Origin of the sequence: Oceanisphaera pacifica, assembly GCF_017498065.1 — a bacterium.
Classification (GTDB): domain Bacteria; phylum Pseudomonadota; class Gammaproteobacteria; order Enterobacterales; family Aeromonadaceae; genus Oceanimonas; species Oceanimonas pacifica.
Genome location: NZ_JAGDFX010000004.1, coordinates 179,750 through 202,154 on the forward strand (window position 1 = coordinate 179,750; position 22,405 = coordinate 202,154).

Annotated in this window: 18 protein-coding genes and 4 tRNA genes; 8 read left to right on the top strand and 14 right to left on the bottom strand. The window is 48.3% G+C overall.

What is annotated here, in order from left to right; all coding sequences use genetic code 11:
* The first annotated feature begins 30 nt into the window (after window positions 1-30).
* The 4 genes from J3U76_RS04895 (at window position 31) to J3U76_RS04910 (ending at window position 3,534) form a co-directional block, all read left to right on the top strand.
* Entirely contained in the window at window positions 31-1,014 is a 984-nt protein-coding gene (locus J3U76_RS04895; RefSeq protein WP_208004722.1) for an AAA family ATPase, read from the top strand.
* Entirely contained in the window at window positions 1,011-2,747 is a 1,737-nt protein-coding gene (locus tag J3U76_RS04900) for a cobaltochelatase CobT-related protein (RefSeq protein WP_208004723.1), read from the top strand. The genes J3U76_RS04895 and J3U76_RS04900 overlap by 4 nt, the downstream gene beginning before the upstream one ends.
* Window positions 2,748-2,810: 63 nt before the next feature.
* Window positions 2,811-3,164 carry a Lin0512 family protein gene (locus J3U76_RS04905; RefSeq protein ID WP_208004724.1) on the top strand — a complete coding sequence of 118 codons (354 nt, stop codon included), beginning with the start codon at window positions 2,811-2,813 and terminating at the stop codon, window positions 3,162-3,164.
* Entirely contained in the window at window positions 3,157-3,534 is a 378-nt protein-coding gene (locus J3U76_RS04910) for a Lin0512 family protein (RefSeq protein ID WP_208004725.1), read from the top strand. Before J3U76_RS04905 ends, J3U76_RS04910 begins: the two co-directional genes overlap by 8 nt.
* Before the next feature lie 90 nt (window positions 3,535-3,624).
* Here J3U76_RS04910 and J3U76_RS04915 read toward each other — a convergent pair whose 3' ends face one another.
* Together J3U76_RS04915 and xsc are read right to left on the bottom strand one after the other, a co-directional pair.
* Window positions 3,625-4,386 (bottom strand): sulfite exporter TauE/SafE family protein, encoded by a 762-nt coding sequence (locus tag J3U76_RS04915; protein WP_208004726.1) that lies wholly within the window; start codon window positions 4,384-4,386, stop codon window positions 3,625-3,627.
* 126 nt (window positions 4,387-4,512) lie between these two features.
* Window positions 4,513-6,348, bottom strand: coding sequence for a sulfoacetaldehyde acetyltransferase (gene xsc / locus J3U76_RS04920; RefSeq protein WP_243454074.1), 1,836 nt, complete (start codon window positions 6,346-6,348; stop codon window positions 4,513-4,515).
* A 193-nt stretch (window positions 6,349-6,541) separates the two neighbouring features.
* Between xsc and J3U76_RS04925 the strand changes: the two genes are divergently transcribed.
* A complete protein-coding gene (locus tag J3U76_RS04925; RefSeq protein ID WP_208004727.1) occupies window positions 6,542-7,339 on the top strand; it encodes an IclR family transcriptional regulator in 798 nt (265 codons plus the stop codon).
* Between the two features lie 118 nt (window positions 7,340-7,457).
* On the opposite strand, the gene J3U76_RS04930 is transcribed toward J3U76_RS04925, so the two are convergent.
* Both J3U76_RS04930 and J3U76_RS04935 read right to left on the bottom strand, forming a co-directional pair.
* Window positions 7,458-9,902, bottom strand: coding sequence for an ABC transporter permease (locus J3U76_RS04930; RefSeq protein WP_208004728.1), 2,445 nt, complete (start codon window positions 9,900-9,902; stop codon window positions 7,458-7,460).
* Window positions 9,895-10,578 carry an ABC transporter ATP-binding protein gene (locus J3U76_RS04935; protein WP_208004729.1) on the bottom strand — a complete coding sequence of 228 codons (684 nt, stop codon included), beginning with the start codon at window positions 10,576-10,578 and terminating at the stop codon, window positions 9,895-9,897. Before J3U76_RS04935 ends, J3U76_RS04930 begins: the two co-directional genes overlap by 8 nt.
* Here J3U76_RS04935 and J3U76_RS04940 point away from each other — a divergent pair.
* A complete protein-coding gene (locus tag J3U76_RS04940; RefSeq protein ID WP_208004730.1) occupies window positions 10,577-11,191 on the top strand; it encodes an arylesterase in 615 nt (204 codons plus the stop codon). The two genes, J3U76_RS04935 and J3U76_RS04940, sit on opposite strands and share 2 nt — an antisense overlap.
* Before the next feature lie 59 nt (window positions 11,192-11,250).
* On the opposite strand, the gene J3U76_RS04945 is transcribed toward J3U76_RS04940, so the two are convergent.
* The 6 genes from J3U76_RS04945 to gltX all read right to left on the bottom strand — a co-directional run bounded on the left by J3U76_RS04945 (window position 11,251) and on the right by gltX (window position 14,303).
* A complete protein-coding gene (locus J3U76_RS04945; protein WP_208004731.1) occupies window positions 11,251-11,922 on the bottom strand; it encodes a DNA-3-methyladenine glycosylase I in 672 nt (223 codons plus the stop codon).
* A 238-nt stretch (window positions 11,923-12,160) separates the two neighbouring features.
* Window positions 12,161-12,236, bottom strand: a tRNA-Ala gene (locus J3U76_RS04950).
* A gap of 19 nt (window positions 12,237-12,255) precedes the next feature.
* Window positions 12,256-12,331, bottom strand: a tRNA-Ala gene (locus tag J3U76_RS04955).
* A 49-nt stretch (window positions 12,332-12,380) separates the two neighbouring features.
* Window positions 12,381-12,456: transfer RNA gene (locus tag J3U76_RS04960), tRNA-Ala, on the bottom strand.
* A gap of 39 nt (window positions 12,457-12,495) precedes the next feature.
* Window positions 12,496-12,571 (bottom strand) — tRNA-Ala (locus J3U76_RS04965).
* Between the two features lie 319 nt (window positions 12,572-12,890).
* A complete protein-coding gene (gene gltX / locus J3U76_RS04970) occupies window positions 12,891-14,303 on the bottom strand; it encodes a glutamate--tRNA ligase (protein ID WP_208004732.1) in 1,413 nt (470 codons plus the stop codon).
* Between the two features lie 239 nt (window positions 14,304-14,542).
* Here gltX and J3U76_RS04975 point away from each other — a divergent pair, with 239 nt between their 5' ends.
* Complete coding sequence (locus J3U76_RS04975) at window positions 14,543-15,070, top strand: LysM-like peptidoglycan-binding domain-containing protein (RefSeq protein ID WP_243454075.1); 528 nt, start codon at window positions 14,543-14,545, stop codon at window positions 15,068-15,070.
* A 34-nt stretch (window positions 15,071-15,104) separates the two neighbouring features.
* On the opposite strand, the gene ligA is transcribed toward J3U76_RS04975, so the two are convergent.
* Entirely contained in the window at window positions 15,105-17,138 is a 2,034-nt protein-coding gene (gene ligA, locus J3U76_RS04980; RefSeq protein WP_208004734.1) for an NAD-dependent DNA ligase LigA, read from the bottom strand.
* A gap of 187 nt (window positions 17,139-17,325) precedes the next feature.
* A complete protein-coding gene (gene zipA, locus J3U76_RS04985) occupies window positions 17,326-18,510 on the bottom strand; it encodes a cell division protein ZipA (RefSeq protein ID WP_208004735.1) in 1,185 nt (394 codons plus the stop codon).
* Between the two features lie 371 nt (window positions 18,511-18,881).
* Between zipA and cysZ the strand changes: the two genes are divergently transcribed.
* Window positions 18,882-19,664 (top strand): sulfate transporter CysZ, encoded by a 783-nt coding sequence (gene cysZ / locus J3U76_RS04990; protein WP_208004736.1) that lies wholly within the window; start codon window positions 18,882-18,884, stop codon window positions 19,662-19,664.
* Here the strand turns inward: cysZ and mepK are convergent.
* Both mepK and J3U76_RS05000 read right to left on the bottom strand, forming a co-directional pair.
* Complete coding sequence (mepK, locus tag J3U76_RS04995) at window positions 19,607-20,191, bottom strand: peptidoglycan L,D-endopeptidase MepK (RefSeq protein WP_243454076.1); 585 nt, start codon at window positions 20,189-20,191, stop codon at window positions 19,607-19,609. The genes cysZ and mepK overlap by 58 nt on opposite strands.
* A 340-nt stretch (window positions 20,192-20,531) precedes the next feature.
* Entirely contained in the window at window positions 20,532-22,172 is a 1,641-nt protein-coding gene (locus tag J3U76_RS05000; protein WP_243454077.1) for a L,D-transpeptidase family protein, read from the bottom strand.
* Window positions 22,173-22,405: the final 233 nt, after the last annotated feature.

Here is a 22,405-nt window from a genome sequence, read left to right on the forward strand (position 1 = left end):
TAACTTTGTACGCGTCCAAAGGAGCAACACATGACAGATTTGCTAGGTAGCCAGCAGCCCGACACCCTACGTTCGGTACGTGAGCTCTTCGGTATAGACAGTGACTTAGAGGTGCCAGCTTTCAGCGAGCGCAACGAGTATGTTCCTGATATTGATGAGGCTTATCGCTTTAATCCAGACGTGACCCTGGCCATTCTTGCCGGTTTTACCCGTAATCGCAGAGTGATGATTCAAGGGCTACACGGCACGGGTAAATCTACTCATATAGAACAAGTCGCGGCGCGCTTAAACTGGCCTTGCTTGAGGGTCAATCTAGACGGACACATTAGTCGTCTTGATCTGGTTGGCAAAGATGCAATTGTGATCAGGGATGGCGTTCAGGTTACTGAGTTTCAAGAAGGCATTGTGCCTTGGTCACTGCAACGCCCAATTGCATTAATTTTTGACGAGTACGATGCTGGCCGACCCGATGTAATGTTTGTTATACAACGTATTCTCGAGCGCGATGGCAACTTCTCCTTACTGGATCAAAACCGTGTCATTCAGCCACACCCCCATTTTCGCTTATTCGCCACAGCGAACACCGTCGGTTTGGGCAATATGTCAGGTATGTACCAAGGAACTCAGGTGCTAAACCATGCCCAAATTGACCGCTGGAATATTGTGGCGAAGCTGGATTATCTGAGCGCTAAAGAAGAAGCCGCGATCATATTGGCTCGGGTACCGGAGAAAAATACCGAACAAGGCCGCAAGCTGATTGATAGGATGGTGAGTGTGGCTGACTTAACACGTAAAGGCTTTGCCGCTGGCGATATTTCGACCCTAATGTCGCCTCGCACCGTGATTACTTGGGCCGAAAACTGTGAGATTTTCCGTGACTCTGCAGTGGCCTTTAGGCTGTCATTCTTAAATAAATGTGACGATGCCGAACGCCAAATTGTGGCCGAATATTATCAACGCTGCTTTGATGAAGAATTAGACGAGTCTTGGTCTAAGGAGTCACTTAGTCTATGAGCAACCTAGCCCAGCAACAGGCCCGCCGCCAGCAACGGGTTGAAGAGCTGTGCGCCGCCTCCATACGAGCCCTTAGTGGCAAACCCGATCTGCACTTTCGTGGCAAAGTGTTATATCAGGGCGAGCGCAGTCTCCCCATGCACGCGCCTCATCACCGCATCGATACCGCCACCGCCTCTTTTACCGACTGCCGTGCCGCAGCAGACGGCATGGCCTTACGCTTGATGTACAGCAATGCTAAATTACATCAAATGCATTGCCCGCAAAAACCCATTGCACGGCTCGTGTTCGAGTTGCTAGAGCAATTGCGCGTTGAAGCATTAGTACCTGCACATCTCACCGGTATCGCCACTAACGTGGAAGAACGTTTTGTACGCTGGTCCCAAGATTTTCACCGCTCTGGCCACACCGAAAACAGCAGTGGTATTCTTTTATATACAGTCGCACAAATGTGTTGGTCACGGCTTAATGCCTGCCAAGTATTAGAGGAAACGGAAGATTTTATCGAAAGTACCCGCTTTTCGCTGGCTTCGTCAATGGGAGCTTCGCTGTCGGGACTGCGCCGCACTCGACATCAACAAGCAGCATTTATTCCCCACGCGCTGGCAATAGCCGAGCTGGTGGACGGTATTATAGAAGCACAACGTGCTGAGCAGGACGCAGACGAAGACCAGGGTCAGGATCAAGACCAAGACGCCCAATCAAGCTTCGCTCTGCTATTAGACTTTGATCAAGACGGTGACGACAGCGACGGCTTTGCCACTGCACGCAGTGGTGCCAGTAGAGCTTATGGCGAGAACCAACAGGGTTATCAGGTATATAGCAACGCTTACGACCGAGAAGTAAAAGCCAGTAATTTGGTACGCGCGGCGCAACTGGAAGAATATCGAGAACGCTTAGATAAAGGCATTAGCGAACAGGGGATAAATATCCAACGGCTAGCGCGCCAGCTTACAGCAACGCTGGCACGCCCCCAGTCTGATGGTTGGTCATATGGCGAGGAAGAGGGGCGCATTGATGGTAGACGCTTGGCGCAACTGGTAAGCTCGCCGACTGAACGGCGTCTATTTTATCAGGAGCGTCAACGACCCGTGGCCGATTGCGTGGTCAGTATCTTGATTGACTGCTCAGGATCCATGCGCCATCAAATTGAACCTATTGCCATGCTAGCTGATTGTCTGATCCGCGCCCTAGATATGATAGGAGCCAGCAGCGAGCTATTAGGGTTTACCACTAATACTTGGAATGGCGGTAAACCGCATAAAGAGTGGATGCGACAAGGTCGCCCCCCCTACCCCGGCCGGCTTAATGAAACATGCCACCTGGTGTTTAAGGAAGCAAATTGTGGATGGCGTCGCTCTCGCCGTGATATTGCCGCCCTACTCAAAGGCGATCTGTTTCGTGAAGGAGTCGATGGCGAGGCACTAGATTGGGCCTGTAACCGTTTACTTACCTGCAGTGAAAATAGAAAAATTCTTATCGTTATTTCTGATGGCAGCCCAGCAGACAGTGCGACTAACCTAACCAACGACGCTTATTATCTTGATAATCATTTAAAAGAAGTGCTCGCCCGCCGCGAACGGCAAAACGAAGTAGATATTTTTGGGCTAGGCGTAGGCCTAGATTTGAGTCCATTTTACCGTCACTGTCTAGCCACTGATATGTCACAAGCACTAGATAGTCATCTATTTGATGAAATCGTGCGCTTGATTGGCCACCAGAAGCGTCGTTAACAATCAGCTCTAGCTTATGCTTCATATAAAACAGTCACACTGACTTACTAGAGGAACCATATAATGGCAAAAACTCGTTTAGTGCATCAATTTGGTATGGGAACTTCCATTCGCAGCCTTGATTACACACAGGCCTGCGATCGGGCCATTCGCGATGCATTATGGCATAACTCCCTGAATGTCGCTGATGCGTTTGATTTTCCTCGTGACGCCATGTTGATTGACGTTGAGCTTGGCGTACAACAACCTGAACAAGTAGATACTCAGGCGCTATTGGGCATTTTTCCCTATGGCAGCCCCCAAATATCAGTGACTAAAGGCGGGCTAGACATCGACAAGCCCGACGGCAGTGGCACCTGCGTAATCGCTAATGCTGCGGTTATTGTTTCCTTCGATATGGAGCCCAATCATGACTGAACAACGCATAATTTTAGAAATGGGAAGTGGTAATTCGCTGTACCGAGAAGACTATACTGAAGCCGCTTGTCGTGCGGTACAAGACGCCTTACGCCACTCATCAATTGTGCTTTTTAAATCATTGGGCTACGAACACAGTCAAATGCGAGTGCAAGTCACCATTGGCGTGCAACGCCCCGATCAAGTAAATTGCGCCACCGTTGCCGCTACCCTGCCCCGTGGCCGTGCTGAAGTCACCGCGGTACACGGGGGTCTGAATGTTCATGACCCTGATAACAACAATACCCATGTTATTGCCAACGCAGCGGTCGCCGCATTTTTGCCGATTAAAGCGGGTGCATGGAAACTATCGCCATCCAATAGCGAATAACACCCCTCATCGCCCCTCTTGCACTGACTCCAATTAATGTTACAGCACGACAGGGCGGAGCTATTCCGCCCTATAAACACCTGCTGTATATCAGCTAAATAAGCCCGCAACAATCAGTGATACGCCAATCAGCATCAATACAAAAAATACCAAACGCAACATTGTTTGTGCAGAAAATGGCGGTGGCCAATGCCTTCCTACCCAAGTTGCCATTGCTATGATAGGGACAGTCCAAGCCGTGAGCGTTAGGATTTCAATATTCATTTGCCCCTGCCCCACTACGAATAGCGTTCGTACCCCAGATGAGACAGCAAACAACAGAATTAAGGTCGTTCTAATACGAATAAGATCTAATGGTTGACGGTAGTAATGATAAATAAGTGGCGGCCCTGCAATACCGAACAAGCCTCCCAAAAAACCCGACAAGCCACCAAACCACACAAAACTGATGCGACTGGCGACTTGTTGCTGAAGGCTAGGTTTAAGTAATAGCCCCGCGGCGGCATATACAATCACTAATCCCAGCAGGGCTTTCACGATATTTGCAGCACTACCACTCAGATAATTTAGCAATAGCACCCCAACGGTAATAGTAGGAATAATACCCAGTGCAACCATGCCTACTGATGGCCAATGGACATAATGCAAGCGCCCAGGTAACGCAACCATACAATTAATCAGTGTCATGATACTGACCACGGCAGCAACCGATGTCATTGGAGCAATGGCTAACCCACCCGCGAGCCCCATCACTATCATCCCTAAACCAAAACCGGTCACGGTCTGAAAGTACCCAGCAACGCCTGCAATAATTAGAAATAACCAAGGCGCTTCAATAATGAAGTTTATCAATATTATTCACTCCGATAGAGCACGACGATTGCCGAGTACTGTAGCGTATTGGTTTACGTCCAGATAACAAAAAACCCTCGGCATGCCGAGGGTAAAAAGAGCTATCGTTTATTCAACAACTAAGTATTATACATAGTCTTGATATTTTTCAAGCAAGCGAACGGGTTTCTTCAGTGCGTCACGGCGGAACGGGTCACCTAGCTCACGCGTACACATCACTTCGATAATGGTCGTCTTACCTTCGTTCATCTGCATGCTAACGGCTTTTTTCAGTGCGGTTCCCACATCTTCCAAGCGGTCAACAGTGATACCTTCTGCACCCATAGCGCGTGCAATTTCAGCAAAGCTCTGGTTGTCTAATTCACCGGCGACAAAACGACGGTTATAAAATTCAACCTGGTTCTTCTTCTCTGCACCCCATTGGCGGTTATGGAACACAACCACTGTGACTGGAATATCATGACGTACAGCTGTCATTGTTTCCATTAAACTCATGCCCCAAGCACCGTCACCGGTATAAGCAATCGCTGGGCGCTCAGGGGCAGCGACTTTAGCTCCCATAATCGTTGGGAAGGCATAACCACAGTTACCAAAGCTCATTGGTGCAAAGAAGCTGCGTGGTTTTTCAAAACGCAGGTAGCTATGAGCGACAGCGTTAATGTTACCGATGTCAGTAGACACCATCACATCTTCTGGCATTGCTTTTTCAAGCTCACGCAACACTTGGCGTGGGTGCAAATAAGAGCCGCCAGAGAAAGGAGTCTCATCCTTTGCTTCTTCAATAGCATCAAGGCTGAATGCGTCGGTTTCGTGCGTCCACTCATCTAACTCTTTCTCCCAAGCTGCCTTCTCGTTAGCAATAAGATCGGCACGTTCACTACGGCTCGCATCACACACCAGCTCGCGCTCAGCCAGACGTTCAGTTAGCGCTAGTGCTGCGTCTTTCGCATCCCCACAAATACCGACAGCAATCTTTTTCACTAGACCAAGCATCTTATTATCGGCATCAATTTGGATGATTTTTGCATCTTTCGGCCAATAATCCATGCCATGCTGCGGTAAGGTACCAAAAGGCCCAAGACGAGTACCTAAGGCTAAAACGACATCGGCCTTAGCCATCAATTTCATACCAGCCTTAGAGCCTTGGTAGCCTAGAGGTCCAGCCCACAATGGATGGCTAGCGGGGAAAGAATCATTATGTTGATAACTATTCACTACTGGAGCACCCAAACGCTCAGCTAATGCCTTACATTCTTCTACACCATCAGCCATAACAACGCCACCACCGGATATAATAACCGGGAACTTAGCGTTAGCTAATAGCTCTGCCGCCTCATTCAAACTTTTAGCACCGCCAGGACCGCGATCTAAGCGTGCAGGCCGAGGAATTTCAGCTTCAATTTCACCATAGAAATAATCACGAGGAATATTAAGCTGAGTAGGCCCTATCTCTGACATTGCACGGTCAAAACAACGACCTGTATATTCAGCCATCCGCGATGGATGAGTCACGTGACCTTGATATTTAACGAACTCTTGGAACATTGGCAGTTGGTTACACTCTTGGAATCCCCCTAAGCCAATGCCTGTTGTTCCTGTTTCTGGCGTGATGATAACGACAGGGCTGTGCGCCCAAAAAGCTGCAGCAACACCGGTTACACTGTTAGATACACCAGGTCCATTTTGACCAATAAGAACACCGTGACGGCCAGATACGCGAGCATAACCATCGGCCATGTGTGCCGACCCTTGCTCATGTACCACCGGAATCAAGCGAATACCGGCTGGAGCGAAAATATCCATCGCATCCATAAAAGCCGAGCCCATGATACCGAACATGTCGGTCACGCCATTAGCCACCAGCGTTTCTACAAACGCCTCAGAAGGTGTCATTTTTTTCATGCCTTCAACAACTTGGCGCGTATCTGTTTCTTGACGGATTTCTGTATTGTTAGTGCTCATGAGTTTTCTCCAGGGTAGCCTCAAAGCCAATCGGTCTAAGTTTCACTTTTCGATTAATTTCATCCCTAAAATCGGAACGCGATTCAAAGTTAACCTTATCCAAACCTAACGTCAACATAGATTTCACAATTTAATACAAATTGATTTGTTTTTTGAAATAAAACATAATCATTATGACAAAGAGGATGACACTATGATCAACACTAAAGCTGGCAAACACCGCCTAGAAGGCGGCACTCCTACCCAGCGCCTGCTTGCGCTATTAGAAGTAATATCTGAAAAAGATCAATTTGTTACACTACAAGGACTAGTAGAAGAAACCGGTATCCCTAAACCAACGCTGCACCGCATGCTGCAGCAATTAGAAAGCTCCGGCATGTTACAGCGAGAGGCTGATGGGCGGCACTACAGCCGTGGTGCACGCTTACGCCGACTGGCAGAAAACCTACTATTGAACGATACCGTAGGCGGAGCACGGCATGCCATTCTGGCCTCGCTAGGGGAAGAAATAGGCGAAAGCTGTAATATCACTGCACTGTCTGGTGGTGAGGTATTGTATTTGGATCGCGTTGAGACACCCGCCCCACTGCGTTTTTATTTGCAGCCTGGTTCACGCGTGCCCGTACACTGTTCTGCCAGTGGTAAGCTGTTTCTAGCCCAAATGGCGCCAGCACAACGCAAACGCTTGCTTGCTGATATGCCATTGAAGAAATTTACTCATAACACACTCACTGATTTTAACGCGCTTGAGGTGGAGATTGAGACGGTAAAACAGCAAGGCTATGCGTTTGACGACGAAGAGTTTTTGCCTGGGTTGCTATGTATTGCGGTATTGGCCTCTAACCCGAGCGGTGTGTCCAATATAGGGGTGGCTATGCAGGCTCCAATAATGAGAGTAACACGCGAGCAAGCCCTTTCATTTCTGCCCGCTTTACAACGCGCAGCCGACGCCATTGCAACCATCTGCCAAAATGGCTCAGCCACGAGTTAGGCGTGAGGAGATTAACTTTGTTAACTCAAGTAGTCGACATTATTAGCCCAAACGGGCCAATAATGTAAATATAAACAAACCGCCTTTAAATAAACTTTAATTCGTCTTCACAGCCCAATTACCACTGGCGTAATCGACTCATCAAGGTATTACTGGTCATGCCGCCTAATCGTCCGGTTAATAGCAATAATACCGCGCCTAATAAGGGTAGGCCCACCCACAATAACGGGTGCGGCTGCCAGCTTAACCCCAACCAATACGGCAACAATATCGCCACACACAACTCAACAGCCACGGCGGCCGCTAGGCCGGAGACCAGCCCTGCTGCCAGCCATTCCCAATGTAATGACGATTTAATTAAACCAAGGCTTGCGCCTAGGGTGCGCAGTAGCAGTAACTCGCGGCGGCGGCTGGCCAAGGTGGTCTCTAATTGCGCCAATAAAACCAATATGCTGGCTCCGGTCACTAACGCCATAATAACCAATAATGCTTGGCTCACTTGAGCCAATACTTGGCGTAATTGCTGTAATAAAGCCTCTACGTCTAATAAGGTCATAGTAGGAAAAGCGCGGATTAGCTCAACTTCTAACGCTTTTTGCTCGGGGGGAAGATAAAAACTGGCCAGCCAAGTCGCAGGATAATCAGCCAATACATCTGGGCTAAAAATAAAATAAAAATTAGGCCTCATGCTGTTCCAATCCACTTCACGCACATTGCGCACAGTGGCAGAAATCTGCTGGCCCGCTAAATCTAGGGTAATGGTATCCCCTAAGGTTAAGGCTAATCGCTCAGCTAATCCCGACTCGACAGAGACACTATTCGCCGCTCTGCTCCACTGGCCTGCTATTAAGCGGTTACCATAGGGTAATTGCTCACTATAAGTTAAGTTAAGCTCTCGGCCAGTGCCGGCATTTTGCTGATCACTGGCATCTACATTGGCCGCTACCGCCTGCTCATTAATCTGGGTTAAACGCCCACGCACAATCGGATAAAATTGCGAGCGCGCTATCTCTGCTTGATCAAGCCGGGCGCGCAGTGGTTCACGTTGTTCGCTGGCAATGTTAATTAAAAAACGGTTTGGGGTATCAGGCGGTAAATTGGCTAAAAAGCCGCCCACTAGCTCCCCCCGCACTACCCATAATAAACTGCCTAAAAAGAGCGCCAGCGCCACACCACCAAACTGCATTAAGGTTGCCCAGCGCGCCCGCTGCAAGCGACTTAACGCCAGTCGAAAACCAATACTGCCATTAAAACGGCGCAATAAGGTCAGCATCAGCCAGCAAGCAGTGCCTAATATTACTATTAACACCAGCAAGCCCAGTAATAGCCCCGCAGCCAAAGACCAAGACTGAGCAAAGAGCCCACTTAACACAAAAGTGCCCCCCAGCAAGATAGCAGCAGTCCAAAATATAGAAATAGAGGCGCTCGCTTGATGGCGCAACACGCGCAACGGCGGCACTTTTAATAAACGTGCCATGGGCACCAACGACAACATTAAGGTGGTCAGCAACGCCATGCCGATGGCTATGGCAAAGGGAGTCACAGAGGGGGCAGCAAGGGGAATGGCCAAGGCGTCGCCTAAGCTCAACAAAATCAGCTTATGCACGCCATACCCCACCACAGCGCCCAGCAAGAAGCCCACACACAACAAGCTCACTAATAACCGTGCCAGCCAGCTAAATAACTGACGGCGGCTTGCACCTAAGGTTTTAAGCAGCGCCATGCGATCTTGCTCTTTATAAGAGAAGTACCCCAACGCAATGGCCATGGCGACAATTCCCAGCAAAACACCAATCAGTGACGCTAAACGAAAAAACTGCTCGGCTTGCGCCAGCGGCCGCGCCACTGGACTATCGGTATTATCGGGCCCTTGCCATGTCTGCCCTTGTTTTAACTTGGGGGTTAACCAGGCTGCATATTGCGCCAGTGGCTGAGCTTCCCCTTTAAATAAATAGCGATAACTCACTCGGCTGCCCGCCATTTGAATACCACTGGCGGCCACATCATCTAAATGTATTAAGGCTCGAGGAGCCAGTAATGCAGGGCTTAGCCCTTGATCGGGCTCTTTAATTAACTCCCCTGCCACACTCAGCTCAGTGTTTCCAAGCTCAAGCGTGTCACCAACTTCAAGTGCTAATAACGCCAATAGCCGAGAGGACAACCAAATGTGGCCCGGTGTCACTGGCGCGCTGGGGGCTAATACTAATTCACCATAAAATGGAAAAGACGCATCTACCGCGCGCACACTGGCTAATTGCAGTTTGTCATCGGCAAATAGCACGCTTTGAAACGACTGCGTACGAGACACCGCCAAGCCTTGGCGCTTAGCTTCATCTAGCCAGGTCGGCTCTGCCGCTCGGCTACCAGACAAAACTTGGTCGGCGGCAATATAATCTCGCCCCGACATATTTAACGCTTGCGTCAAACGATCCGCAACCAGAGTAACACTCAAGATGCTGGCCACACTCAATGCCAGCGCCAGCATAAATAATCGCAGAGGGCCACGGCCTATTTCTCGCCATACTAAGCCCCAGCCTAAAGTAGGCCGCGCTAAACTACGCATCTTGCTCCTCCAAACAACCAGCCGTCATTACTAAGCGTCGTTCGCAACGCTTAGCCAAGGCCTCATCATGGGTCACCATGACCAAGGTGGTGCCATGATGGCGATTAAGCTCAAATAATAGCTCAATAATCTGCGCGCCGGTGCGGCTATCTAAATTGCCGGTCGGCTCGTCAGCCAATAAAATATCGGGTTGAGTCATAAAAGCCCGGGCAATGGCCACCCTTTGTTGCTCTCCTCCCGAGAGTTGGCTAGGAAAATGCTGAAGACGCGCCCCTAACCCCACTTGTTCAAGCAGGGTACGCGCGCGCTCGGCATTATGCTTTTGCCCTTGTAGCTCGGCGGGCAGCATCACATTTTCTAATGCTGTTAAGGTGGGCAGTAACAAAAAAGATTGAAAGACAAAGCCAATATGCTGGCCACGCAACTGGGCACGCTCTTCTTCAGTGAGTTGCGACAACCATTGATCATGAATAGCAATATCCCCCTCACTGGCGCTATCGAGTCCTGCCAGCAAGCCCAATAAAGTCGACTTGCCCGAGCCAGACGCGCCCACTAAAGCGACACTTTGCCCAGACTTGACTTCAAAACTTATCCCCTCAAGGATAGTCAGTACCTGCTCGCCAAGTGCAACCTGCTGGCTTAACTCAGCTACCTTAATTATTGGAGAAACTGCCATGCCTCGTATCCTTTTGCTACTGATGTTATTAGTGTCGTTTGTTACCCATGCTAACACTGTCTTGATCTTAGGGGACAGTTTAAGCGCGGGCTATCGCATGAATGCCGAGCAAGCATGGCCGCCCTTGTTAGAAAAGCAGTGGCAACAAGAAGGAAGGAAAGTAGAGGTGATTAATGCCAGCGTCAGTGGCGACACCACTCAAGGTGGTTTACAACGCCTGCCCTCATTATTGACAAAACATAAGCCGAGCTTAATGTTATTGGAGCTTGGGGCCAATGACGGCCTGCGAGGCTTACCCCCCGCCTCCATTGAGCAAAATTTAGAGAAGATGATAGGCCTAGCGCAACAAGCCGGCACTAAGGTGGTACTAACCCAAATCCAATTACCCCCCAATTATGGCCGTCGTTATTTACAGCAATTTGAGGGTATTTACCCTAAAGTAGCCAAGACACATGAGTTAGCGCTACTGCCCTTTTTTGTGGCTCCCTTAGTTGAACAAAACGGCATGATGATGGACGACGGCCTGCACCCCACCGCCGACGCACAACCCAAAATAGTGCAACAAGTTCATGCCTTTTTAACCCCCCATTTAAAGGACAGCCACAAGCTATAAGCTGTTTAAACTGACAGCTGACGGCTGATCGCTAAAAGCTGTCAGCTGATCGCTATATTTCAACCAATAGAAAGGGCGATGGTTTTACTGATTTCAGTGAGGCTGGCACCACTTTGTTGATGCCACTCATTAAAAGCGGCTTGGGCTTGTTGCATGCCCTTTTTACTGCCCAAGCCTGCGCCTACGATATTGTGATGGCGTAAATAGGCGCTCACATCATGCGTAAAGGCAAAGGTATCGACCCCTAAACGGCGTAACCCATAAGGACCAATATTACCGCCCAATAACTGCCCGTGTTTTTTAATCATCATCCACAAGCCGGTCATGTCCTCTTTTGGCCACTGGGCAACAAAAGCGCCAAAACCACCATACGGCTGGCCTAAGTCTAAAATCATACGCGCATTGGCTGGCACGGCAGCAATTTTTTTAGCGTGACGCACAATGCCGGTGTCGTTATTGAGCCGTTCAAAATGGGACTCATCTAACATCAGCATTTTTTCGGGATCGAAGCCAAAAAACGCCCGTTCAAACTCGGGCCATTTATTTCGGATCACCCGCCACACAAAGCCCGACTGAAATAAGCTCATGGTAAAAGAAGACAACCAACGATCATCTGTAATGGCCGCCAGTTCAGCATCACTGGCCAATGGCGAGGCAATTAATGTTTTAAGTATCGCCTCACCACCATGACGTTCACAGGCCCGTTGATAGATGTCGTTAAAATGTTCCATAAAACCGCTTCATCCTCATGTTCTGATAAGCATATAGTACCGCGCCTAGCGCCATGCACCCAACACCAAGCAAAAGCCCCCAACCCCAGACGATAAAGTGCACTGAGCACCAAGTTTCCTTTCAGAGCTGATCACTCTGTTCTGCGTTCTTCCGTGGGCTCCGTTGCAGATAAGTGTTTAACTCAAACGCAAAAAAGCCGCTGCAATAATGCAGCGGCTTTTTCTATTCCACAATAAGTGGTGGAGCTACGCGGGATCGAACCGCGGACCTCTTGCATGCCATGCAAGCGCTCTCCCAGCTGAGCTATAGCCCCGAAATTGGGTGATATGTTTTGGTGGAGCTACGCGGGATCGAACCGCGGACCTCTTGCATGCCATGCAAGCGCTCTCCCAGCTGAGCTATAGCCCCAAAACATATTGGTGGTGCTGGTCGTACTCATTCTAAGTATATTGCCATTTGGTGGAGCTACACGGGATCGAACCGTGGACCTCTTGCATGCCATGCAAGCGCTCTCCCAGCTGAGCTATAGCCCCATTAGGCAAATACTAACTAGCTTTTGTACCTTCGATAAGTGGTGGAGCTACGCGGGATCGAACCGCGGACCTCTTGCATGCCATGCAAGCGCTCTCCCAGCTGAGCTATAGCCCCGCTTATCAAACATTAAGGACAAGTCCTATAATGCGATGCGCATCATAGGCAGACAGACTTTTTCTGTCAACCAAAAACTCACAAACAACCATTAAACAATCACTTTTTAAGCGCCTTGCTGAAATTATCAGCAATTTAAAACCAAACCGTACGTTACAGATAAAACCACTTGGATTTTACGTAAAGCGCTCGGTGTACCGCCGCCTGTGCGATAGATTGCCGCGTCGTTTCACTCCTCGCAATGACAAGCGTGTGGGTCATTGCGGGCGTAGCGCGGCAATCCACGCTTTTGGCTTTTAGCTTATGGCTTACGGCTTTTTTACCCTTTGGCTCGCTCGGCAATAAAGGCCAGCGCCATATCAATGCGGGCTAGGGTTTGTGCTTGGCTTAATAGCGCAATCACGCCATCAATAGCCGGAGACTGACCCGCACCCGTAACAGCCACTCGCAATGGCATACCCACTTTACCCATACCTAACTCTAACTCGGCGGCGGCGGCGTTAATCTGCTCATGAATGGCAGCGGCTTGCCACTCTGTTAAGACTGCTAACTTTTCGCGTACTAAGGTTAATGGCGCGGCAGCCACCGGACGTAAGTGTTTTTTAGCGGCAGTGGCATCAAACTCGCTAATATCTTCAAATAGATAACGGCTTTGTTCAGCCATTTCTTTTAATGTATGACAACGCTCGCCATATAACGTCACAATGTCAGCCAAGCTTGGGCCTTGCTCAAATGCAATGCCTTGCGCTTGCATGTGCCACACTAAATATTCAGCCACCTCAGTGGCAGGCAACGTCTTAATATAGTGCTGGTTTAGCCATAATAACTTATCGGTATTAAACGCCGAGGCCGACTTGCCAATGGCATCGAGCGAGAACAGCTCGATCATTTCTTCAACCGAGAACACTTCTTGATCGCCATGCGACCAGCCCAAGCGTACTAAATAGTTCAGCAGCGCTTGCGGCAGGTAACCGTCATCACGATATTGCATCACGCTAACTGCACCATGGCGTTTAGACAGCTTGGCACCATCGTCACCCAAGATCATAGAGACATGGGCAAACTCGGGCACGGGCGCGCCTAAGGCTTGATAAATATTAATCTGGCGTGGGGTGTTATTAATATGATCTTCACCGCGCACCACATGGGTAATTTCCATGTCCCAGTCATCAACAACCACACAAAAATTATAGGTAGGGGCACCATCGGTACGACGAATAATGAGATCGTCCAACTGATCATTACCGGTTTCAATTCGCCCGCGCACATGATCGTCAAACACCACTGTCCCTTCCGTTGGGTTTTTAAAACGGATCACATAAGGGGCGTCAGCGGCGTGTTGATGATCGCTATGACGACAATGACCGTCGTAACGAGGCTTAACGCCATCATTCATTTGCTGCTCACGAAGGCCATCAAGGCGCTCGCGAGAGCAATAACATTTGTAGGCTTTATCTTCTTTTAGCAGTTGATCTATTAATGAATGGTAACGATCAAAACGTTCAGTTTGATAATAAGGGCCCTCTTCCCAATTCAAACCCAACCACTGCATACCTTCTAAAATGGCATCTATGGCTTCTTGGGTTGAGCGTTCAAGATCGGTATCTTCAATGCGCAATACAAACTCACCCTTGAGATGGCGAGCATAAAGCCAAGAATATAAAGCCGTACGAGCACCGCCAACATGAAGAAAGCCGGTAGGGCTAGGAGCAAACCGCGTTTTAACTGTCATCATTCTGCCTTTGCTAATAAATAAAGCCCAAATGGACTGGGATCAAAAAGTGTCGTTCATTTTAGCACTGGCAGCCATAGGGTTAAACGCTTTGTCTCTTTTTGCCGATAAGATAGCAATATACGCGCCGATACACCTATCTGCCCGCCCATAGCGCACGCTAATGGCTTGTCGAGTCGCCATCCCCTAGATACACTGATGTTTAGCGAGGTGCTTAACTCATGTCAAAAAGAAAAACAATGAAACGTAATCAACCCCAGTCTTTACTTAGCAAAATAAATGCCATTACCCTTCCCGCTCGTAAAGGTATAGGCCGAGGGCTACGGGCATGGCAGCGCGTGCCCACACTGCATAAGCTGGGCTTATTATTACTCACGCCTTTATGGCTTGGATTACTTGCTTGGCAGCCCGCGGCTAAGACCCCCGAAGCACAAATAAGTGGTCGCTTAACCTTATCGGTTGCTGCTAACGAAACGCGAGAGATACCCGTGCCAAACGGCGGGCAACGCCTTGATCATACTCTGACTCAGGGCGAGACCCTAGCTGCACTCTTTCGCCAATGGCAGTTACCCAGTCGAGATCTTATTGCCCTGATCCGCGCTGAGCCATCTTACCAACCACTGAGTAACCTAAAAGCAGGCCAAGATATTACCGCGGTTATTAACGCAAAGGGGGAGCTGCATTATTTAGAAGTGAATGATCACGGGCGCCTATTAAATGCGTTTCGCCGCATGGGGCAAGAGTTTAGCCTAGTTACTACCCCCTAAAAATGAGGGCTGGATTATCCAACCCTCAGGCAATTTAAGATTGTTCAGCCAGCAGTGCCAACAGGCCTTCTTCATCTAAAATAGCAATGCCTAACTCTTGGGCTTTAACTAGCTTAGATCCCGCGGCTTCTCCGGCCACCACACAGCTGGTTTTAGCAGATACCGAGCCCGCCACTTTAGCCCCCAGCGCTTGTAATGCCGCTTTGGCATCGCTACGAGACAACTGCGTTAAGGTGCCGGTTAGCACAAAGGTTTGCCCCGCTAGTGGCTGACCACCACTGGTGGGCTTTGCTATATCAGGCCAGCTTAATCCACAGCCGCCTTGCTCCACGCCTGCCACCAGTGTTTGCACCACATTTTGATTGTCAGGCTGTCGAAAAAAGTAATAAATATGTTTAGCAACAATATCCCCAATATCAGACACGGCTAACAGGCTATCTACTTCGGCCTGCATGACTGCTTCTAGGGTTAAAAAGTGCTGCGCGAGATTATTGGCGGTTGCCTCCCCAACTTCACGAATGCCCAGGGCATATAAAAAACGCGCTAAAGTGGTGGTTCGTGCCTTATCGATGGCTTGCAAGAGCTTACTGGCTGACTTATCTCCCATACGCTCTAGCTGTAATAAGGTGGCGTGTTCTAAGGTAAATAAATCTGCAGGCGTTTTTACCAGTTCTAAATCAACTAGTTGCTCAATCACCTTAGTGCCTAGGCCTTCAATATCGAGCGCCTTACGCGAAGAGAAGTGCTTAATGGCTTCTTTACGTTGTGCCGCACAAAACAGGCCACCGGTACAACGGGCCACTGCCTCGCCTTCTAACCGCTCAATGTCAGCATCGCACACCGGACACAACTGCGGAAATGTAACCACAGTGGCATCAGCTGGGCGCCTTTCTAACACCACCGCCACCACTTGGGGGATCACATCACCCGCACGGCGAATAATCACAGTGTCGCCCACCATAACGCCAAGTCGGGCAATTTCATCGGCATTGTGTAAGGTCGCATTAGAAACCACCACACCTGCCACTTGCACTGGCTCAAGCTTGGCCACCGGTGTTATCGCGCCAGTACGCCCCACTTGAAACTCCACATTAAGCAGCTTGGTCAGCTCTTCTTGTGCCGGAAATTTATGAGCGGTGGCCCAACGCGGTGCGCGCGCAACAAAGCCAAGCTCGGCTTGCAAAGCCAAATCGTCCACCTTGTACACCACACCATCAATTTCATAAGGCAATTGATCTCGGCGACTTAAAATATCGGCATAATATTGCTCACAACCCGCACGCCCTGGCATGCGTTTAACTTCTGGGCTAATGGGCATGCCCCAGTCTTTAAGGCGTTGCAAAGTAGCAAAGTGGCTATCGGCAAGTGGCTCCCCCTCTACTAGCCCTACGCCATAGCTATAAAATGACAAGGGTCGCTTAGCAGTAATGCGAGAGTCGAGCTGACGTAAGCTCCCCGCCGCCGCATTACGCGGATTAGCAAACACTTTATCGCCCTTAGTCAAGGCCTTAGCATTCATGGCAGCAAAACCGGCACTGGGCATAAAAACTTCACCGCGCACTTCTAACCGTGCAGGCCAATCATGACCTTTTAGTTTCAGCGGAATGGCTTTAATGGTGCGCACATTTTCTAAAATTCCCTCACCCGTGGTGCCATCGCCTCGGGTGGCGGCTTGTACTAATTGCCCTTGCTCATAAAGCAAGCTAACGGCTAACCCGTCTAGCTTGGGCTCGCAGCAAAAGGTCACCTCAGTAGTGCTGTCTAATCGTGACATGAGTCGCTTTTCAAAGGCGGCTAATTCTTGATCACTAAACACATTATCCAGTGACAACATAGGCAGCGCATGACGTACTTCAGGAAACGCCGAAACAGGCGCGCCCCCCACTTTTTGACTGGGTGAGCTGGCATCTAATAGCTCAGGGTGAGCCTGCTCTAATGCGATAAGCTCACGCATCACTCTGTCGTATTCTGCATCCGGCACAGTGGGCGCATCGGCAACATAATATTGTTCGTTATAACGTTCGAGTTGCTCACGTAAGGCTAACACTTGAGCTTTGGCATCAATCATTGAGAGAGGTCCACTAAATAGTTAGGTTAAAAAGAGTAAAGAAATGATAAGCAAAAACGCCCAGCTCATTTTTGCTTTAGGCGCCATTATATAAGCGTCTTGTGGGGTTAGATGATATCTTTAATGCTTTACTACAGCACGAATAAAAAGTGCGACCTATGGTCGCACTTAACGTTGATTATAATGCTTACTGCACCTGACTGTCGAAGTCTCTAAGTTGCTCTCGGCATTGCGCCAAATAATCAGGACTGAGCGGGCGTCGTTGCCCATCCAACAGGATAGCATCTAGCGTTTCTGCCATATTCTCTGCCGCTTGTATCATTAAGTTAAACTGGTTTTTAGCCATACCAGGTTGTGGCAGTTGCATAAACACTGACACCCCAGGAGTACTAAATTCGGCCATAGCGTTAGGGTTGAACGTGCCTGGCTGCACCATATTAATTAAACTAAATAGTGGTTCTCCCTGAGCGTTAGCATTTTGATAACGATGAAAGATATCCATTTCACCAAAGCTAAAGTCAGCCTGAGTTAACGCTCGAATCAAATCCTGTCCTTGTAATTGCTTATTAGGACGCGCAACTAGGTTTATCACATACACATCTTGCCAGGTTTTAGGCACTTCACGTAGCGGCTTCGCAGGCTCAGGCATTGGCTCAGGTTTACTTTCAACGTCATCTTGTGGTGTAGCTGTATGAACTTCTTCAGGCTCTGCCTGTTCTGCATCTAAAAGTGCACTGTCTTTCATACTTGTGGCAAGAGGCGCTTCAGGCTCGGATTGGGGCGGCTCCGGATATGGTTCATCAGCCTCTGACGTTGTTTGTTTGGGCTCATCAAACAAGGGATCTATTTCTCCCTCTTGGTAGCGGCGTACCCGTTGTTCTGCGTCAGTTTCGCGACTTTGTGTCGTGTCTGTTATCACTGCATCTTGACTTAATGCCGCATCAGATGCTTTTTTCTCGGGTGCTGGTGCTTTATCTGTATCAGTGCTTTCCGGTAAAACTGATTTTTCTGCGCCCGAAAAGGTACTTTTAGACAGGCGAGGAGGCAAACCTAATTGGGGTTCATCATCTTCATCCTCATTTACCGCCGAAAAATGAGGAGTTTCGTGCCAATCATCAATGGCATTAGCATCATCAACCAAAGAGGCTGCTTGATGATTGCTACTCACTACTCGTACCGAGCCAATACCGTCACTATCGAAACCATCAGGATCGTTTTCGACCTGATCCTCCGTCTGGTTAGCCACTTTATTAATTGGCTTGTCACCTATATTCTTTTGACGTCCTTTCTGACTCGTCCACAATCCGTGGATAAGTAAAGCGGCAATCGCCACTGCTCCCAGAATGATCAAGATAATTCGCAAATCCTGCATTATCGTATCTCTAAATTTTTGCTTATGTTAGGCCATTGCTAACACCAGCATAAATAACATGGCTTAAGCCGGAATATCACTGAAGATAATACAAGGGTATGTTTACCATCAAGGTTTGACAAGAGTCAGACAGGCGAGGATGCAATAAAAATCAACATTTTCTGTATTTTTATCTAGAATAGCCGCCATGATTGCTGTTAATGGCGCTATGTTGTCGTAAATGTGAGCAGTTTCTTACTGAATGACTGATAAAGATTGATTACGACAAATGGCTTCGCGCTAGCCCGTTAAACTCTCACAACCAATGAGCCTTTAGCCAATAGACCACTTACGGTCTGCTTTTACTTTATTGATATTCAAGGATGCCCGTTATGTCCGCTTCTTTTCATCAGCTTAGAGGACCCCATTATTTGCTAAGGGGCCTTTCTCTTATTACAGAGCGAGATTTACGATTGTTTGTGCTGATCCCGCTTGCGATTAATCTATTACTATTTGGCGGGGCTTTTTATTGGCTTTATTTGCAATTAGATCAGCTGTTTACTTGGTTTGAAAGCCAAATTCCTAGCTTTCTTCAGTGGCTTAGTTACATTTTATGGCCCATCGCCGTGCTGACTATAGTGGTGTTGTTTTCATTTATCTTTACCAGTGTGGCTAACTTTATTGCTGCCCCCTTTAATGGTTTGTTAGCTGAGCGGGTCGAGCTAAAACTCACGGGTTCAGAGATCAATGATGAGGGCTGGCTAGATTTAATCAAAGACACACCTCGCATGCTCAGTCGTGAAATACACAAAATGGGCTATTACTTACCCCGCGCACTCGCCTGCTTATTGCTCTTTTTAGTGCCAGTGATAGGGCAAACACTGGCTCCGTTAGTCTGGTTTGCCTTTAGCGCTTGGATGATGGCCATCCAATATTGTGATTATCCGTTTGATAATCACAAAGTAGACTTTGATTTAATGCGCCGTTCCTTGGCCAATAAGCGCGCACTTAACTGGGGGTTTGGTGCATCTGTTACTGTGTGTTCTGGCGTGCCCTTTATCAACTTACTCGTGATGCCTGTGGCCGTATGTGGCGCAACCGCCTTATGGGTTGATCATTATGCCCAGCTACGTACCGGACCTGTGTCTAAGTGCACAAAATTAGATTTAGGATAATAGCCCACACCGCCAACTTTTAAATCAAGAGCCGCTCTACGTAACTGTGATAGCTCCACATTAGGCAGGCGTAAATCAATGGCTTGTCCTTTCATATGGTAGCTTTTTTTGGCCACGCCTCGGCTCTTACGACGCAACATAGCATTGGTGGTAGGCGAGCGATAACCAGAAATAATTTGGATTTCACCAGGTTTACCTAAACGGTGTTGTAACAAATACAGTTGATCGAACAGTTTAGGATCAATATCGAACTCTTCGTTTTCACGAAAATCACGCATAATATGATTAAGGGTACTGAGTCCATCTTTTAAGTAACGCCCATTTTCCCAAAAATCAGCACTGACCTGCTCGCCGGTGTGCAAATTATGCAAACGCAATTTACGTACCGGAGCCGATAAACTGGCCTGCGCCGATAAGGGCAACATAGCAGCTAACCCTAGGCCACCGGCACCCAATAAAAAGCGACGGCGACTCGTCTGCTGACTGTTGTTTTGCGCGTCTTGCCCTGTTTTCATAAAGTTAAACATAATAACAAACTCATTTTTCAAAAATAATATCGGTGCATCATCTCAACCCCCTCTATGGCATAAACAAGCACTCACAGTACTTGCCGCCCCAAATGATTGGCATCTATTAGGCAGTTATTTTTGACTATTGTCAGATATGCACACGCTAAACAGCAGAGAAAATACCCTACAATAGACTAAAAAACCACCATTGGATTAGTAAAAAATAGATACAGATGCGCTTGGCACCCAATAACGACACCAAGCTAACTTATAGGTCATTCAGACTGCTGTTATCAACCCGCGCCTGATAAAAAAGAAGACAGCGGCGCGGGCTAAAAAGACTGGTATGGATCGACTGTTAGAAAGGGCTATTTAAGCGTTTATCGTACTTATAAATATCTGTTCGATAATGCGCAACACCGTCAGCGCTTAGCCAACCAGGCCAATACACCATAAATAGCGGCAAAGGATCGCTCACTTTCACCCAGCTAGTGGTCGGTTTAGCCTTTAACGCGGCTAATCTACGGCTGCCTAATCGCTCTTCTACCAGCCAGTTAGCTAGCTGCTCAGCCCCTTCTACTCGTACACACCCCGAACTTAAAGCACGACTGTCGCGGGCGAATAAACCACGAGAAGGCGTATCATGTAAATAAATGGCATTCGTCGTGGGCAAATGAAACTTATAAGCACCCAGTGCATTACCCCGCCCCGGACGCTGACGCAGGTGATAAGGAAACCCGCCTCCTTCTTCTAACCGCGTTTGCCACACTTCTCTGGGTACTTTATTGCCTCCCTCCAGTACATCAAACCCTTGTCTTTGTAGGTAACTGGGGTCGCGATATAACTTAGGCACTATGTCTTTATTGATAATAGAACGCGGTACATTCCAAGGTGGATTAAACACCACATTAGTGATTTTGCTAGCCATAATGGGCGTTCTGCGCTTATCACGTCCTACTATAATGCTGCTCTCTAATACCATCACCTGATCTTGATACAAGCGCATGTGATACTCAGGGATATTCACCAGTAAGTAAGAGGAAGGTAGCTCATCACTGATAAGCGTTCGCATCATACTACGCATCAGTAATTGCGCCCGAGCGAGAGGAGTCGCATCCAACCATTCATATGTGTTGGGCCCTATCACGCCATCAACCGTTAACCCATGGCGCTGCTGAAAGCTGCGCACAGCCTTTTCTAACTTAGCGTCGTACAACAAAGGGTCAACAAATTCACTGGTAACTGGGGAGCTACTGACGTAAGCGGTGTTGACCTCTCCTTGCAAAGAGTCACGAACCGAAGCCACTGAAGGTTGAGTGCCTTGGCTTTGTGCTGGCTGTTGTAGCGCTCCCGCAGTATTCAGTTCAACCTCAATATCAGGCACAGTATCAACATCAGGCACTAAAGGTGTGTCTATTTCGACAACTTCAGGCATATCGCCCAATATACGCAACCGTCCTCTAATCTGCTCAACCACAGGCCGCCTGTCACCAGGGCGCACGGTTGCACTGTGCAGTGCTGGCCAAGCGGTTTGTTTTTGTGCGAGTAAATGGGCCAGCTGTTGCTGTAATTGCGCATAATTGGCAAAGTTTGGCGTTATGCCTTCCACTAATTTAAAACGCCGCTGTAACTGACTTGCCAATCGTAAATTATCCTGATCACTGTCTGTATAAGACAAGTCAGCTTGGCGCGTACGTAAATGCTGGCGCTCAATAAAAGATAAACTGGCCCAGTAACGCCAAAAACTTTGTATACCCAGCAAAAGTCTATCGTCCGCCACATCAGAAGCTGTTTCTGCTCCTACGGCCTGCTGCCACCACAAAGTCAGCTTAGGATGTACGTCGGCTAATGCGAGCTCTAACCCTACTTGATGCAATTTTTGCCGCGCTTCAGGCTCATCCTGCCAGTTACTGGCGAGGGCATTCCCGACACCTAAATACAGCAAGATCCAGAGTCCGCTTATGGCTCGACATTGTTTTATCCATTTGTTATTTATCATTTAATGCCGCCTCATCCCTTAAACTACATCCTTGTATCTTATTAATAGAATACCCTGCTTACTAGGCTCTTGATAGCAAACTTACCCTCAGCCCCTAAAAACAGCGCCTTCAAAAGCACAAAAGGAATATCACTTAATCATTTAATAACATATAGTTATAACAAATTGTCACTTCTCATTTAAAAAAGAATGAGTAAGCTGTTTATATATTCAATACTCACAGCATTAATAAA

Coding starts and splice junctions, on each gene's coding strand:
- J3U76_RS04895 (WP_208004722.1), top strand. CDS start 31: ATGACAGATTTGCTAGGTAGCCAGCAGCCCGACACCCTACGTTCGGTA.
- J3U76_RS04900 (WP_208004723.1), top strand. CDS start 1,011: ATGAGCAACCTAGCCCAGCAACAGGCCCGCCGCCAGCAACGGGTTGAA.
- J3U76_RS04905 (WP_208004724.1), top strand. CDS start 2,811: ATGGCAAAAACTCGTTTAGTGCATCAATTTGGTATGGGAACTTCCATT.
- J3U76_RS04910 (WP_208004725.1), top strand. CDS start 3,157: ATGACTGAACAACGCATAATTTTAGAAATGGGAAGTGGTAATTCGCTG.
- xsc (WP_243454074.1), bottom strand. CDS start 6,348: ATGAGCACTAACAATACAGAAATCCGTCAAGAAACAGATACGCGCCAA.
- J3U76_RS04925 (WP_208004727.1), top strand. CDS start 6,542: ATGATCAACACTAAAGCTGGCAAACACCGCCTAGAAGGCGGCACTCCT.
- J3U76_RS04930 (WP_208004728.1), bottom strand. CDS start 9,902: ATGCGTAGTTTAGCGCGGCCTACTTTAGGCTGGGGCTTAGTATGGCGA.
- J3U76_RS04940 (WP_208004730.1), top strand. CDS start 10,577: ATGCCTCGTATCCTTTTGCTACTGATGTTATTAGTGTCGTTTGTTACC.
- J3U76_RS04935 (WP_208004729.1), bottom strand. CDS start 10,578: ATGGCAGTTTCTCCAATAATTAAGGTAGCTGAGTTAAGCCAGCAGGTT.
- J3U76_RS04945 (WP_208004731.1), bottom strand. CDS start 11,922: ATGGAACATTTTAACGACATCTATCAACGGGCCTGTGAACGTCATGGT.
- gltX (WP_208004732.1), bottom strand. CDS start 14,303: ATGACAGTTAAAACGCGGTTTGCTCCTAGCCCTACCGGCTTTCTTCAT.
- J3U76_RS04975 (WP_243454075.1), top strand. CDS start 14,543: ATGAAACGTAATCAACCCCAGTCTTTACTTAGCAAAATAAATGCCATT.
- ligA (WP_208004734.1), bottom strand. CDS start 17,138: ATGATTGATGCCAAAGCTCAAGTGTTAGCCTTACGTGAGCAACTCGAA.
- zipA (WP_208004735.1), bottom strand. CDS start 18,510: ATGCAGGATTTGCGAATTATCTTGATCATTCTGGGAGCAGTGGCGATT.
- cysZ (WP_208004736.1), top strand. CDS start 18,882: ATGTCCGCTTCTTTTCATCAGCTTAGAGGACCCCATTATTTGCTAAGG.
- mepK (WP_243454076.1), bottom strand. CDS start 20,191: ATGTTTAACTTTATGAAAACAGGGCAAGACGCGCAAAACAACAGTCAG.
- J3U76_RS05000 (WP_243454077.1), bottom strand. CDS start 22,172: ATGATAAATAACAAATGGATAAAACAATGTCGAGCCATAAGCGGACTC.